This window comes from Azospirillum humicireducens, from assembly GCF_001639105.2.
GTDB classification, from domain to species: domain Bacteria; phylum Pseudomonadota; class Alphaproteobacteria; order Azospirillales; family Azospirillaceae; genus Azospirillum; species Azospirillum humicireducens.
Genome location: NZ_CP028906.1, coordinates 262,638 through 275,283 on the forward strand (window position 1 = coordinate 262,638; position 12,646 = coordinate 275,283).

Annotated in this window: 15 protein-coding genes; 6 read left to right on the top strand and 9 right to left on the bottom strand. The window is 69.7% G+C overall.

Annotation, left to right across the window (positions count from 1 at the left end; genetic code table 11):
* Positions 1 to 9 precede the first annotated feature (9 nt).
* The 7 genes from A6A40_RS25665 to A6A40_RS25695 form a co-directional block, all read right to left on the bottom strand.
* Positions 10 to 636 (bottom strand): LysE family translocator, encoded by a 627-nt coding sequence (locus A6A40_RS25665; protein WP_108548686.1) that lies wholly within the window; start codon positions 634 to 636, stop codon positions 10 to 12.
* A gap of 49 nt (positions 637 to 685) precedes the next feature.
* On the bottom strand, positions 686 to 1,030 hold the full coding sequence (locus A6A40_RS25670) for a gamma-glutamylcyclotransferase family protein (RefSeq protein WP_108548687.1): 345 nt from the start codon (positions 1,028 to 1,030) through the stop codon (positions 686 to 688).
* 18 nt (positions 1,031 to 1,048) lie between these two features.
* On the bottom strand, positions 1,049 to 1,852 hold the full coding sequence (locus tag A6A40_RS25675; protein ID WP_108548688.1) for a PhzF family phenazine biosynthesis protein: 804 nt from the start codon (positions 1,850 to 1,852) through the stop codon (positions 1,049 to 1,051).
* A gap of 65 nt (positions 1,853 to 1,917) precedes the next feature.
* Positions 1,918 to 2,946, bottom strand: a complete 1,029-nt coding sequence (locus A6A40_RS25680; RefSeq protein WP_108548689.1) for a threo-3-hydroxy-L-aspartate ammonia-lyase — start codon at positions 2,944 to 2,946, stop codon at positions 1,918 to 1,920.
* A 41-nt stretch (positions 2,947 to 2,987) separates the two neighbouring features.
* Complete coding sequence (locus tag A6A40_RS25685) at positions 2,988 to 3,422, bottom strand: GNAT family N-acetyltransferase (protein WP_108548690.1); 435 nt, start codon at positions 3,420 to 3,422, stop codon at positions 2,988 to 2,990.
* A gap of 4 nt (positions 3,423 to 3,426) precedes the next feature.
* Positions 3,427 to 3,666: a DUF1127 domain-containing protein gene (locus A6A40_RS25690; RefSeq protein ID WP_236784034.1), complete on the bottom strand. Its 240-nt coding sequence runs from the start codon at positions 3,664 to 3,666 to the stop codon at positions 3,427 to 3,429.
* 259 nt (positions 3,667 to 3,925) lie between these two features.
* Positions 3,926 to 5,392 (bottom strand): MFS transporter, encoded by a 1,467-nt coding sequence (locus tag A6A40_RS25695; protein ID WP_108548692.1) that lies wholly within the window; start codon positions 5,390 to 5,392, stop codon positions 3,926 to 3,928.
* 143 nt (positions 5,393 to 5,535) lie between these two features.
* Between A6A40_RS25695 and A6A40_RS25700 the strand changes: the two genes are divergently transcribed.
* The 3 genes from A6A40_RS25700 to A6A40_RS25710 all read left to right on the top strand — a co-directional run bounded on the left by A6A40_RS25700 (position 5,536) and on the right by A6A40_RS25710 (position 8,401).
* Positions 5,536 to 6,450 (top strand): LysR family transcriptional regulator, encoded by a 915-nt coding sequence (locus A6A40_RS25700; RefSeq protein WP_108548976.1) that lies wholly within the window; start codon positions 5,536 to 5,538, stop codon positions 6,448 to 6,450.
* Between the two features lie 106 nt (positions 6,451 to 6,556).
* A complete protein-coding gene (mgrA, locus tag A6A40_RS25705; RefSeq protein WP_108548693.1) occupies positions 6,557 to 7,615 on the top strand; it encodes an L-glyceraldehyde 3-phosphate reductase in 1,059 nt (352 codons plus the stop codon).
* Between the two features lie 282 nt (positions 7,616 to 7,897).
* Positions 7,898 to 8,401, top strand: a complete 504-nt coding sequence (locus A6A40_RS25710) for a hypothetical protein (protein WP_108548694.1) — start codon at positions 7,898 to 7,900, stop codon at positions 8,399 to 8,401.
* Positions 8,402 to 8,432: 31 nt separating this feature from the next.
* Here the strand turns inward: A6A40_RS25710 and A6A40_RS25715 are convergent, their stop codons facing one another.
* Both A6A40_RS25715 and A6A40_RS25720 read right to left on the bottom strand, forming a co-directional pair.
* Entirely contained in the window at positions 8,433 to 9,851 is a 1,419-nt protein-coding gene (locus A6A40_RS25715) for a M20/M25/M40 family metallo-hydrolase (RefSeq protein WP_108548695.1), read from the bottom strand.
* A gap of 122 nt (positions 9,852 to 9,973) precedes the next feature.
* Positions 9,974 to 11,059 carry a ParA family protein gene (locus tag A6A40_RS25720; RefSeq protein WP_108548696.1) on the bottom strand — a complete coding sequence of 362 codons (1,086 nt, stop codon included), beginning with the start codon at positions 11,057 to 11,059 and terminating at the stop codon, positions 9,974 to 9,976.
* A gap of 209 nt (positions 11,060 to 11,268) precedes the next feature.
* Here A6A40_RS25720 and A6A40_RS25725 point away from each other — a divergent pair, with 209 nt between their 5' ends.
* Genes A6A40_RS25725 through arsC form a run of 3 tightly spaced genes read left to right on the top strand, consistent with a single transcriptional unit; the run spans position 11,269 to position 12,640 of the window.
* The gene (locus A6A40_RS25725; protein ID WP_108548697.1) at positions 11,269 to 11,625 is read left to right on the top strand and encodes an ArsR/SmtB family transcription factor; all 357 of its coding nucleotides are present in this window, start codon (positions 11,269 to 11,271) and stop codon (positions 11,623 to 11,625) included.
* Positions 11,626 to 11,678: 53 nt separating this feature from the next.
* Complete coding sequence (locus tag A6A40_RS25730) at positions 11,679 to 12,209, top strand: arsenate reductase ArsC (protein ID WP_108548698.1); 531 nt, start codon at positions 11,679 to 11,681, stop codon at positions 12,207 to 12,209.
* On the top strand, positions 12,206 to 12,640 hold the full coding sequence (arsC, locus tag A6A40_RS25735) for an arsenate reductase (glutaredoxin) (RefSeq protein WP_108548699.1): 435 nt from the start codon (positions 12,206 to 12,208) through the stop codon (positions 12,638 to 12,640). The genes A6A40_RS25730 and arsC overlap by 4 nt, the downstream gene beginning before the upstream one ends.
* Positions 12,641 to 12,646: the final 6 nt, after the last annotated feature.

Sequence of the window (12,646 nt, forward strand, 5' to 3'; positions counted from 1 at the left end):
CCTCCCGGCCTACAGCTTCTCCGCGATCAGCCGGAGGCCGAAGGCCGCCAGGACCGAACCGATGGCGCGCTCGATCCACTGGCCGAACCGCTCGAACGCCGCCCGCGCCGGACGCGACGACAGCAGGAAGATCACCGCGCCGTACCAGACGAGCTCCACGGCGAACCCGCCGCCGAGGATGACGAGCTTGGCCCACAGCGCCGTCTCCGGCGGAATGGCGACGGCATAGAGTCCGATGAAGAAGGTGATGCCCTTCGGGTTGGCCAGATTGACCACCGCCCCCATCCGCATGCCGCGCCAGGCGCCGACGGACGCGACCGCGCCCTGCTGCGCCGCGGCAGCCGGCCGGGAGGCGAACCAGGCCATCACCCCGAGATAGACCAGATAACAGCCGCCGACGATCTGGACGAGGCTGGCGAACCAACCGATCCGCGTCAGCACCAGAGCCAGCCCCGTCATGGTCAGGACGGCGTAAACGAAGGAGGCGACCGCAAAGCCCAAGGTCGCGCCCAGTGCGGCTGGACGCGCTCCCGAAATGGCGAGCCGGGAAATGAGCGCGAAATTCGGTCCCGGGCTCACGACCACCGCCGTGTACAGCCCGAGAGCTGTTGCAATGACGAAAAGTTCTTGAGTCATGGCTGGCTCCCAATAGATGCCGTGCCTTTGTCCAAGGCGGCTGAACGCTCTACGCCTTCACATACACCCAGGCCTCGGCCCCCGATTTCAGGCGGACCATGACGCGCCGGTAATCGGCGACCTCATAGGAATCGGCGGCGGCCAGTTCTTCCGGAGTAATCTCGAACAGGGTCCCGGCGACCTCGTCGGCCGGATCGCCGCTTTCGCTGACCACGGGGTGGAAGCGCTTGCCGCTGGTGCGGATCACCTCCGGGTCGGTGATCTCCAGCATGTCACAGCGATAGCCCGGCATGGCATCCGCCCGCCCGGCCAGCAGCCGGCCGAAGGACGCCAGTTGCACAGTCTCCTGCTGCAGGGTGCCGTAGGAGAAGAGGCGCACGGAATTGTCGGACATGGATGATCCTCCCCCGCATCACACCAGGATCGAGCCTTCGAGATACAGCACCGCCTGCCCGCCGATCTTCACCCGGTCGCCGGCCAGCTCGCACAGCAGCTCGCCGCCGCGGGCCGAGACCTGACGGGCCGTCAGCACCGTCTTGCCCAGCCGTTCCGCCCAATAGGGGGTCAGCATGCAGTGGGTGGAGCCGGTGACCGGATCCTCCGGGATGCCCTGGGCCGGGGCGAACAGGCGCGACACGAAATCGACCCCGCCCTCTCCCGAGGCATCGCCGGGCGCGGTGACGCAGACCGCCCACTTGTCCAGCTTCGACAGCAGCGCCATGTCCGGCGCCAGCGCCCGCACCGCGTCGGCCGACTCGTAGACCACCAGATAGTCGCGCCCGCTCAGGATCGCGACCGGCGCCGGCCCGCCCAGCGCCGCCAGCAGGGTCGGGTCGGGGGTCTCCGCCGGCTGGGGCGGGCGGTTGGGAAAATCCAGCGTGTAGCGGTCGCCGTCGCGGGTGACGGTCAGCGTGCCGGCCTGCCGGGTGGCGAAATCCATGTGGGCGCGACCGGGCTCCAGGATGGTGGAGATGACGAAGGCGGTCGCCAGCGTGGCATGGCCGCACAGCTCGACCTCCACCGCCGGGGTGAACCAGCGCAGTTCGAACTCTGCGCCGCTGCGGATGAAGAAGGCGGTCTCCGCCAGATTGTTCTCCGCCGCAATGGCCTGCAGCTGCGAATCGGGCAGCCAGGAGTCCAGCGGCACGACCGCCGCCGGGTTGCCGGCGAAAACGCGGTCGGTGAAGGCATCGACCTGATAGATGGGCAGGCGCATGGCTTTCCCGGTCATGGTGGGGATCCCTTACGTCTTGGGGGAGTGTCGGTCGCGGAAAAGGGCGGTCAGGCCGCCTGAACCAGCGAGGCGAAGCGGGAAAGATCGACGTTGCCGCCGGTGACGACGATGCCGACGCGCTTGCCGCGCACGTCCAGCTTGCCGGACAGCACCGCGGCGGCGGCGAGACAGCCGGTCGGCTCCACCAGCATCTTCATCCGGCTGGCGAAGAAGCGCATGGCGTCGACCAGCTGGTCGTCGGTGACGGTGTCGATGTCGTCGACCAGCCGCTGAATCACCGGGAAGGTCAGCTGGCCGACCGCGCGGCTCTGGGCGCCGTCGGCGATGGTCTTGGGCGCGTCGATGCGGACGATTTCGCCGCTGCGCAGGCTCTGCTGGGCGTCGTTGCCGGCCTCCGGCTCGATGCCGATCACGCGGCAGCCGGGATTGAGGGTCTTGGCGGCAACGACGCAGCCGGACAGCAGCCCGCCGCCGCCGGTCGGCACGACCAGCAGGTCGAGCGGCCCTCCGATCTCTCCGGCCTGCTCGATCAGTTCCCTGGCAACGGTGCCCTGGCCGGCCATCACATGGGGATGGTCGAAGGGCGGGATCAGAACGCCGCCCCGCTCCTCCAGCACACGGGCGACGGCGGCGTCGGGCGGCTCGGCATAGCGGTCGTACAGAACCACGTCGGCACCATAGCCGCGCGTCGCCGCCAGCTTGGCCGCCGGGGCGTCCTGCGGCATGACGATGGTGGACCTCACCCGCAGCATCGACGCGGCCAACGCCAACGCCTGGGCATGGTTGCCCGACGAATAGGCGACGACGCCCAGCGCACGCTGGAGCGGGGTGAAGCGCGATACGGCATTGTAGGCGCCCCGGATCTTGAAGGCGCCGGTGCGCTGGAAATTCTCGCACTTGAACAGCAGTTCACCGCCGGTCAGCGTGTCGGCGGTACGGCTGGTCAGCACCGGCGTGCGGTGGGCGACTCCGACGATCCGCTCCGCCGCCCCCACCACGTCGGCGTAGGAAATGGCGAGGCCCGTGGTGTCGAGTCCGCGGCTGTCGGCCAGGCTGTTGCTCATGATGTCGGGCATGGCGGCGGTGCTCCCCCTCCCCGGTATCTTGTTCCGGAGGCTTATTCCAGATCGGTGAACAGGAAGGCCTGCTCGTGCCGTGTCAGCCCGGCCTGCTCATAGAAGCTGACGGCCTTGGGTGCGGACAGCAGCAGGCACATCGTGCCCGGCCCCATCGCGTCGCGGGTGCGGCGCATCAGCTCCTTGCCGATGCCGCGCCCCTGCAGGGCGCGGTCGACGGCGAGATCGGACAGGTAGCAGCAAAAGACGAAGTCGGTGATCGAGCGGGCGACGCCGACCAGCCGGCCCTGGTCCCTTGCGGTGACGATCAGGCCGGCGTTGCGCAGCATCGCCTCCACCCGCGGGCGGTCGCCCACGGGCCGGCGTTCCGCCAGCCCGGAGCGTTCCAGAACGTCGATGAACGCATCCGCGCTCAACTCCGGTTCGACCGCGTAGTCGATCCGCATGGCGTCGCCGTGAACGGATTTGTCGGCCATCGTCTCATCCCCGCCAGAACGGCTTCGTCACTTCCTGTTCCACCTGGGACCGGCTGAGACCGATGTCCTTCAGCTGATGGTCGTCGAGGTGCATCAGCGTATAGCGTTGTTTGCGCCGCTCCAGCGCGGAAAACAACAGGTCGAGCATCCGCTGGAAGGTCCGCGAGGCGACACGGGTGACGCGGTCGGCGGCCGGGACTGCCGTGTAAATGCCGGAACTGCGGGTCACGTCGGTGTGGCGCATCGGAGCCTCCATAATCTGGCGCACATCGCTCGAACAATCGAGACAATCAGGATTATGAAGACGTAATCGCCGGGGTCAAACGGAACATTGTCACCATTACATTTCCGATATCGGATGTATCTTTTCCGCCACAGGGGCGATTCCGCCACCGACAGACCGGAGAAAATCCTTGTGATATAAGGAATTTCAACGATCCGCCTGGAATGGCTCCCCCGCCCCGATGGTTTGTGGGACAAGCGTCACTGCAATGGCAGGATTGTCATGGCTGCATTGTCTCGCCATGAGGCGCGGCAAGGGGCGTTGCAGGAGGCGCTGCAGGGGGCGCTTGCCGAGCCGTTCCCCAGGCGATGGCAAGCGCCACGGCAGCCAGCGCGGCCCCGACGGCGAAGGTCATGCGGGTGCCCGCCGCGACGGCGTCCGGCACGGCGGCGGCGGCGTCCGTCCCCACCCCCAGCGCGAACACCATCCCCATCGCCGACGCGCCGGTGACGAGCCCCAGATTGCGCGAGAGGTTGAGCAGCCCCGAAATCAGGCCGCGCCGGTCCGCCTCCAGCTTCGACATCACCGCGGTGTTGTTGGCGGCCTGGAACTGCGCATAGCCGGTCGTGACCATGACAAGCGGACCGACATAGCCGGCCACGCCCGGCGTCGCCGACAGCAGCGCCAACAGCAGGCATCCGGCCGTCACCAGGGTCAGCCCCAGGCCCGTCATGCCCGCGGACCCGAACCGGTCGACCAGCCGGCCCGCCGGAACCCCGGTCAGGGCCGACACCACCGGTCCGGCCGACATGACCAGACCGACCATCGCCGCCTCCAGCCCCAGGGCGCGGGAGAGGTGGAAAGGCCCAACCACCAGCGTTGCCATCATCACCGTCGCCACCAGCATGGTCATCGCCAGCCGCCCGCACAGCGCCCGGTCGCGCAGCAACTCCAGCCGCAGCAACGGCGATTCCGTCCGCGCCTCCACCGCCAGGAACAGCCCCGCGCCGCCCGCCGCCGCCAGCAACAGGACCGGCGCGGGCAAACCGAACCCGCCGGTCATCGCCAGCGCATAGGCCGCCAGCGTCAGGGCGAGGATCAGCGTGCCCGGACCGTCGAAGCGCCCGCGCTGTCCGTCCGCCGCCCCCCGGTCGGCCGGCAGGCCATGCCGCACCAGCAGGAAGGCCGCCACGCCCGGCGGCACGGTGGCGAGGAAGATCGCCGGCCAGCCGAACGCTGCGATCAGCGTGCCGCCCAGCGTCGGGCCGAGCGCGGTGCCGATCGCCGACATGGTCCCCATCAGCCCCATCGCCCGGCCGATCCGCGCCTTGGGCACCGTATCGCCGACGAAGGCGGTGGCGAGCGCCATCATCGCCGCCGCCCCCAGCCCCTGCACCGCCCTTGCCGCGACCAGCATCCACAGGCCGGACGCCGCGGCGGCCACCGCCGACGCCGCGGTGAACAGCGCGATTCCCGCCAGCAGCAGGCGCCGCCGCCCGACGATGTCCCCCAGCCGCCCGACACCGACGATCAGCGTGGTGATCGCCAGCAGATAGGCCAGCACCACCCACTGCACCTCGCGGAACGGCACCTCGAACGCCGCCGCCAGCGCCGGCAGGCCGACATTGGCGATGCTGATGCCGAGCGAGGACAGCAGCATCGCCAGCGCCAGCCCAGCCAGGCCCCACCGCACCGTCCCACCCGCCTCCTCCGCGCCCGCATCGCCCTGCGCAACCGCTTGCCTCATGACACTCCTCCATCTCCAGGTCAGGCGCCAAGGCTAGGACGCGGAGCGGCATGGCGGAACGCGCAGCATCCGCACTGTATTCGTGCATGGAACGCCATGTCCGGGCAGCCGCCATCGGGGCAGATCATGGTACGATCCGGCGCATGACCGCACCCGACCTGAACATGCTCATCACCCTCGACGCCCTGCTGGCGGAGGGCAGCGTCGTCGGCGCGGCGCGGCGGCTGCGGCTCAGCCCGTCGGCGATGAGCCGGGCTCTGGCCCGGCTGCGCGCGGCGACCGGCGACCCGCTGCTGGTCCGGGCCGGGCGAGGCCTCGTCCCCACGCCGCGCGCACTCGACCTGCGCGACCGCGTGCGCCTGCTGGTGCAGGAGGCGGAGGCGGCACTGCGCCCGGCCGAGAACCTCGACCTCGGCCGGCTCACCCGGACCTTCACCCTGCGGACCAGCGACGGCTTCGTGGAGAGCTACGGCGCCGCCCTGCTCACCCGCGTCGCGGGCGAGGCGCCCGGCGTCCGCATCCGCTTCCTGTCGAAACCGGACAAGGACGCCGGCCCCTTGCGCGACGGCTCGGTCGATCTGGAAACCGGGGTCGTCGTCCAGGACAGCGGACCGGAGCTGCGGGTCCAGGCGCTGTTCCACGACCGCTTCATCGGCGTCGTCCGCCCCGGACACCCGTTGTGCAAAGGCGGGATCACCGCCGCCCGCTTCGCCGCCGGCCGCCATGTGCTGGTGTCGCGGCGCGGCGACGACCGCGGGCTGGTGGACGAGGCGCTGGAGCGGCTGGGACTGCGGCGCAGCGTCGTCGCGACCGTCGGCGGATTCGCCGCGGCGCTGGCGCTGGTGCGCGGCACCGACCTGATCGTCAGCGTGCCCGAGCGCCACACCGCCGGCCTGCGCAGCGGCCTCCACAGTTTCGCCCTGCCCTTCCCCGCCCCGGAAGTCACCGTTTCCCTGCTGTGGCACCCCCGGCTGGACGCCGACCCGGCCCATCGCTGGCTGCGCGGCTGCGTCCGGGAGATCTGCGCGTCGCCGGCCGGCTTTCCCGAAGCGATTTGACCCGGAGCGGCATGACCCGAAGTGATATGACCGGCAGGGCCATTGCGCGGCGTCCCACCGGAGCCCTATTCTGATATATCACTTTGACTCACATCGGGAGAACGCCATGCAGCCGCCCTACCTTGCCGCCGAGCAGCGATACGAGGGGATGAGCTATCGCCGCACCGGCCGCAGCGGGCTCGACCTGCCGGCCATCTCGCTGGGGCTGTGGCAGAATTTCGGCGGCACCGACGTGTTCGCCACCGGGCGCGCCGTGCTGCGCCGGGCCTTCGACCGCGGCGTCACCCATTTCGACCTCGCCAACAATTACGGCCCGCCGCCGGGCTCGGCGGAGGAGAATTTCGGCCGCATCCTCGCCACCGATTTCCGCCCCTACCGCGACCAGATGGTGATCTCGACCAAGGCCGGCTATGAGATGTGGCCCGGCCCCTACGGCAACTGGGGCTCCCGCAAATATCTGGTCTCCAGCCTGGACCAGAGCCTGACGCGGATGGGCCTCGACTATGTCGACATCTTCTATTCGCACCGCGTCGATCCCCGCACGCCGCTGGAGGAGACGATGAGCGCGCTCGACCACATCGTCCGCCAGGGCAAGGCGCTCTATGTCGGCATCTCCTCCTACTCGCCGGAGATGACGCGGCGGGCGGCCGCGATCCTGAAGGACCTCGGCACTCCCTGCCTGATCCACCAGCCCTCCTACTCCATGCTGAACCGCTGGGTTGAAGGCGGGTTGCTCGACACGCTGGACGATCTCGGCATGGGCTGCATCGCCTTCTCGCCGATGGCCCAGGGCATGCTGACCAACAAGTATCTGGGCGGCCAGTCGCAAGGTGAAATGCCGTCCGATGCCCGCGCCGCCAAGGGCGGGACGCTGCGGGCGCATTTCCTGTCGCCGGAGAATCTGGAGCGCATCCGGGCGCTGGACGCCATTGCCCAGCGGCGCGGCCAGACGCTGGCGCAGATGGCCGTCGCCTGGGTGCTGCGTGACCCGCGCGTGACCTCCGCCCTGATCGGCGCCCGCAATGTGGAGCAGCTCGACAACTCGCTGGATGCGCTGAAAAACCTGTCCTTCTCGCCGGAGGAGCTGGCGGAGATCGACACCCACGCCGTCGCCGACGCCGGCATCAACCTGTGGAGCGCCTCCTCCGCCGCCGAGGCGGGCTGAGTCCAGACTGGAAACGGCCTGCCGGGATATCGCAGGCCGTTTCCAGCGGCTCCACCTTGCGCCGTACCCGTTCGGCCACCGCCCGGCCCGAAGCCGGCCGGATACTTCGCCTCCATCGGCATATTTTTCATGGGGAATCTCCGACCGCGCCGGGTGGGCGCTTCGTGCCCGGATGCACCCCCCATCCACCGCGATTCCGGGGGGATGCGCCTGTCCCGTCACCGTGAGCGATGGCATGGAGATTGCTGATCCCAGGTTGCCCGCAACCGGAAGGAGCTCACCATGACCAGCATCGCCGCCTCCGGCCCCTCGCCGGTGAATGCCTATCGGCTGACCGGCGGAACAGTCTTCGCCCCGGTCGGCGCCGTCAGGGCGTCCGCCGACCTGACGGCGCAGGTCCGCGCCAACGACACCGCCTTCCAACAGCAGATGAAGACGTCCAGCGACCCGGATGCGGTCGATCCGGAGATCACCCGCAGAAACCGCGCGGTCCAGGCGCACACGGTGTTTCGCGAGGGCGGGCGGGTGGTCGCCGCGGTGTGGCGGGACGGCCAGACCCTGATGACCAACGGCATCGCCACGGGCGTCGACTGGACCTCGCTGCAGGACCGCACCTCCGGCATGACCGATGCCCGGCGCCGCGACACCATCGCCGACGCCATCGCCAGGCAGCTCGGCCCGTCGGTCCAGGTGCAGCGCTATGGCGAAACCGGATCGGCGCCGTCGCGCGGCCTGATCCTGGACGAGATGAACGCCACCAACATCAAGGCGCGCGGCGGCCGTTAGGCCGCCCCGTGCCGGCGTTCGCGGGGGCGGCTCAGCCCCGGCCAGCCTGCCCGGCCGCCAGACGCCCCAAAATGGCCGCATGGCTGCGGATGCCGTTGCGCAGGCATTTCAGCTCGAACTTCTCGTTCGGCGAATGGATGCGGTCGTCGTCCAGCCCGAAGCCGACCAGGATGGTGTCGAGCCCCAGATGCTCGCGGAACCAGCCGACGATGGGAATCGAGCCGCCACCGCCGATCAGCACGCCGTCGCGTCCCGTCGCTTCCTTCAGCCCGCCGCGCACCGCCTGCATCCAGGGCGTATCGGTCGGCACCTCGATGCCGGGGGAGGAGCTGAAGCTGCGGAAGCCGACCGTGCAGTCGGCCGGCAGCCGCTCCTCGAAGAAGCGCCGGACCGACGCCTCGACGGCCGCCGGGTCCTGGCCGGGCACCAGACGGCAGCTCAGCTTGCAGGACGCCTTGGCCGGGATGACCGTCTTCGATCCCTCGCCGGTATAGCCGCCCCAGACACCGTTGATGTCGCAGGTCGGCCGGGTCCAGATGCGCTCCAGCAGGGTCCGCCCCGCCTCGCCATGGCTGCGGGTCAGGCCGAGCGCGCCCAGGAACTGCGCCTCGTCCAGCGGAAGCCCGCGGATCTGGGCCAGCAGGTCATCCGGCAGCTCGCGCACGCCCTCATAGAAGCCGTCGAAGCGCACCCGCCCGTCGGCATCGTGGATCTGGCCGAGGATGCCGGTCAGCACATTCAGCGGGTTGGGCACCGCCCCGCCGAACAGGCCGGAATGCAGGTCGTGGCTCGGCCCGGTGACGGTGGCCTCCAGATAGAGCAGCCCGCGCAGCCGGGTGGTGATCGCCGGGGTGTCCACGTCCCAGGCGTTGGTGTCGGTGACGAGGCAGAAATCGGCCTGCAGCTCCGCCGCATGCTCCTTCAGGAAGCGCGGCAGCGACGGGCTGCCGGTCTCCTCCTCGCCCTCCAGCAGAACGGTGGCGCGGATGGGGATGGAGCCGTGGACGGCGTGCCAGGCCTCGAAGGCTTCCATGAAGGTCATGGTCTGGCCCTTGTCGTCGGCGGCGCCGCGCGCGACGACGCGGCGTCCGCGCTCGGCCTCGACGATCGCCGGCTCGAAGGGCGGGCTGGTCCACAGCTCCATCGGGTCGGCGGGCTGGACGTCGTAATGGCCGTAATAGAGCACATGCGGCGTCTCCGCCCCCGCCGGTCCCGGCCCTGGCCCAGGATGATGGGCGACCAGGATGGGGTGGCCGGGAGTATCGTGGAGGGTGACGCTGAAGCCCATCGCCTTCAGCCTGTCGGCGCACCATCGGGCGGCACGGCGGACCTCGCCGGCATAGGCGGGGTCGGTGCTGACCGAGGGAATGCGCAGAAGCTCGCAGAGCCGGCCGACCGACTCCTCGAAGGACTCGTCCACCTTGCGCAGCACGGCATCGACAGGAAGCATGACGGCCTCTTCTTGAATGTGGGGTCTGCCAGGACCCGGAATGCTTGATGCGGAGTCTGGGACGGCCGGTCGCTCAGGCAAGACGCGCGAGCGCCCTCTCCCGCCCTGGGAGAGGGGAAATCCTACCCCCCCAGACCCGCCAGCAGCTTGCCGAGAACCGGCTGCCCGACGACCGCGCCGAGCGCAAAGCCGGCGATCAGCCCGATGACCAGCCCGACAAGCCCCGCACCCATCCCGCCGCGGCCGGACCGGGCGCGCTCGGCCTGCCGGGCGCCGCTGCCCCCGCCCGACGGCTCGTCCGCCTCGTCGATGGAGGAGGCGCGCCGCGCGCTGTAGGAGGTGTCGGTCGCCTCGTGCCACGCCTGGATGCGCTCCAGCGCCGGCTTCAGCTGGGCGTCGTCGGGCGTGCTGCCGCGGCCATGGACGATCTCCCAGGCCAGCGCCGCGAAGCGGGCGGTGGTCCGCCCCTCCGGCGTGAAGATCGCCGCCGGCATGCGGCGGTATGTCGCCTTCACCACATCCACGTCATAGGGGAAGGCGGTGCGGAACATCAGGTCGGGGAATTCGGTGCGCAGCTGGGTCATCGACTCGCGCCCCACCTCGTCGTTGGTGATCGACATCATCAGGATGCCGGCCAGCGACAGGTTGGGGTTCAGCCCGTTCTGGATATGCTCCACCACCTGCAGGGTGCGCCGCAGCCCGTCCAGCGCATAACGGCCGGGGAACACCGGAACCACCAGCCGGTCCGACGCCGCCAGCGCGCCTGCGGCCAGATGGCCGAGAGCCGGCGGACAGTCGATGACGACGTAATCCGGCGGATTGCGCGAGAAATGCAGAGCCTTGCGCAGGCCGCGCTGCGACCCGCCGCGGCTGTCCAGCGCATGCTCCAGCGAATAGAGCTTGCGCGCGCCGACGATCATCGACAGCCCGTCGAAGGCGGTCGGGGTGATGGCGTCCTCGACGAAGGTCTCCTGCCGCAGCAGGTCGTTGATGCCGACCTTCGCCTTGTCGCGCAGCAGGAAATTGCTGGTGGCGCTGCTCTGCGGGTCGAAATCGATCAGGACGACGCTCTTGCCCAGGGCGGCCAGCGTCAAAGCCAGATTGACCGAGGTGGTCGTTTTGCCGACGCCGCCCTTCTGGTTGTAGACCGACAGAATGGTCGGCTGCCGAGCCTGCGGCGTGTCGAAGACATCTTCGTGACTGGTCATGTTTTTTCCGCTTCGCCGTTCTGCGGCAATCCCCATCTCCCGGACCGGTTTGTCCGGCCCGAAAGCGAGGGCGCACTATAAGCGCCGCAGCGCCGCAAGTCTTCCCGCACGTTCGGGTGTTCCCCAAGCGGCCCCCCCCCCCGAGCACGGCCACGGCTTTCACACGACCGTCACTTGCGCGGCCCATATAATTCGACTATCGTCGAATCATGGAAATGAAAGCAGCCACCAACGCCTTCGCCGCCCTCGCCCAGGAAACCCGCCTTGCCGTGTTCCGCCTGCTGATCACGGTGGGGCCGAACGGGCTGACGGCCGGCGACCTCGCCCAGCAGGTGGGGGTTCCCGCCTCCACCCTGTCCCATCATCTGGCGACGCTGGAACGCGCCGGCCTGCTCCGCTCCCGGCGGGTGCAGCGGCAGATCTTCTACGCGTCCGATTACGAGGGCACCCGCCGGCTGATCGCCTTCCTGATGGAGGATTGCTGCCAGGGCCGCCCGGAACTCTGCTCCACCGACCTGACCCTGGCCGTCCCTTGCGGTCCCGACGGATGCGACCACGAGGCCTGAGCCCCCGACCCCAACCGCCGCGCGCGCCGCGGCATGGACAAGGCGACCCTGCGATGACCGACCGCGTCTACAATGTCCTGTTCCTGTGCACCCACAACAGCGCCCGCAGCGTCATGGCGGAATGCCTGCTGAACCGGGATGGCCAAAAGGGCGGAAGCGGCCGCTTCCGCGGCTTCAGCGCCGGCAGCCAGCCCTCCGGCCGCATCAACCCCCATGTCCATGACCTGCTGGTGCGGCTGGGCTTCCCGACCGCGGAGCTCCGCTCCAAGACCTGGGACGAGTTCGCGGCGGCGGACGCCCCGCACATGGATTTCGTCTTCACCGTCTGCGACAATGCCGCCGGCGAGGTCTGCCCGGTCTGGCCCGGCCAGCCGATGACCGCCCATTGGGGCTTCCCCGACCCGTCCAGCGCCCAGGGCACCGACGCGGAGAAGGCCGCCTTCACCGCCACGGTGTTCGGACAGATTCAGCGCCGCATCCAGGCCTTCGTCAGCCTGCCCATCGCCTCGCTCGACCGTCTGGCGCTGAAGCGCAGGCTGGACGACATGGGGACGGCGTCCGCCGCCACGGAGGCGGCGCGATGACTCCCGTCACCATCTACCACAACCCGGCCTGCGGCACCTCGCGCAACACGCTGGCGCTGATCCGCAACAGCGGCGTCGAGCCGACGGTGATCGAATATCTGAAGACGCCGCCGACCCGCGACGAGCTGGCCGAGCTGATCCGCCGCATGGGCGTTCCGGTGCGCGCCGTGCTGCGCGAGAAGGGCACGCCCTTTGCCGAACTCGGACTCGGCGACCCGGCGCTCGGCGACGACCGGCTGCTCGACGCGATGATGGCCCACCCGATCCTGATCAACCGGCCGATCGTGGTGACGCCGCAGGGCGTGCGGCTGTGCCGCCCGTCCGAGGCGGTTCTCGACATCCTCCCCGATGCCCAGCGCGGCGCCTTCGCCAAGGAAGACGGCGAGCAGGTCGTCGATGCCGCCGGCCAGCGCGTCGGCAAAGCCCCCTGACGGACG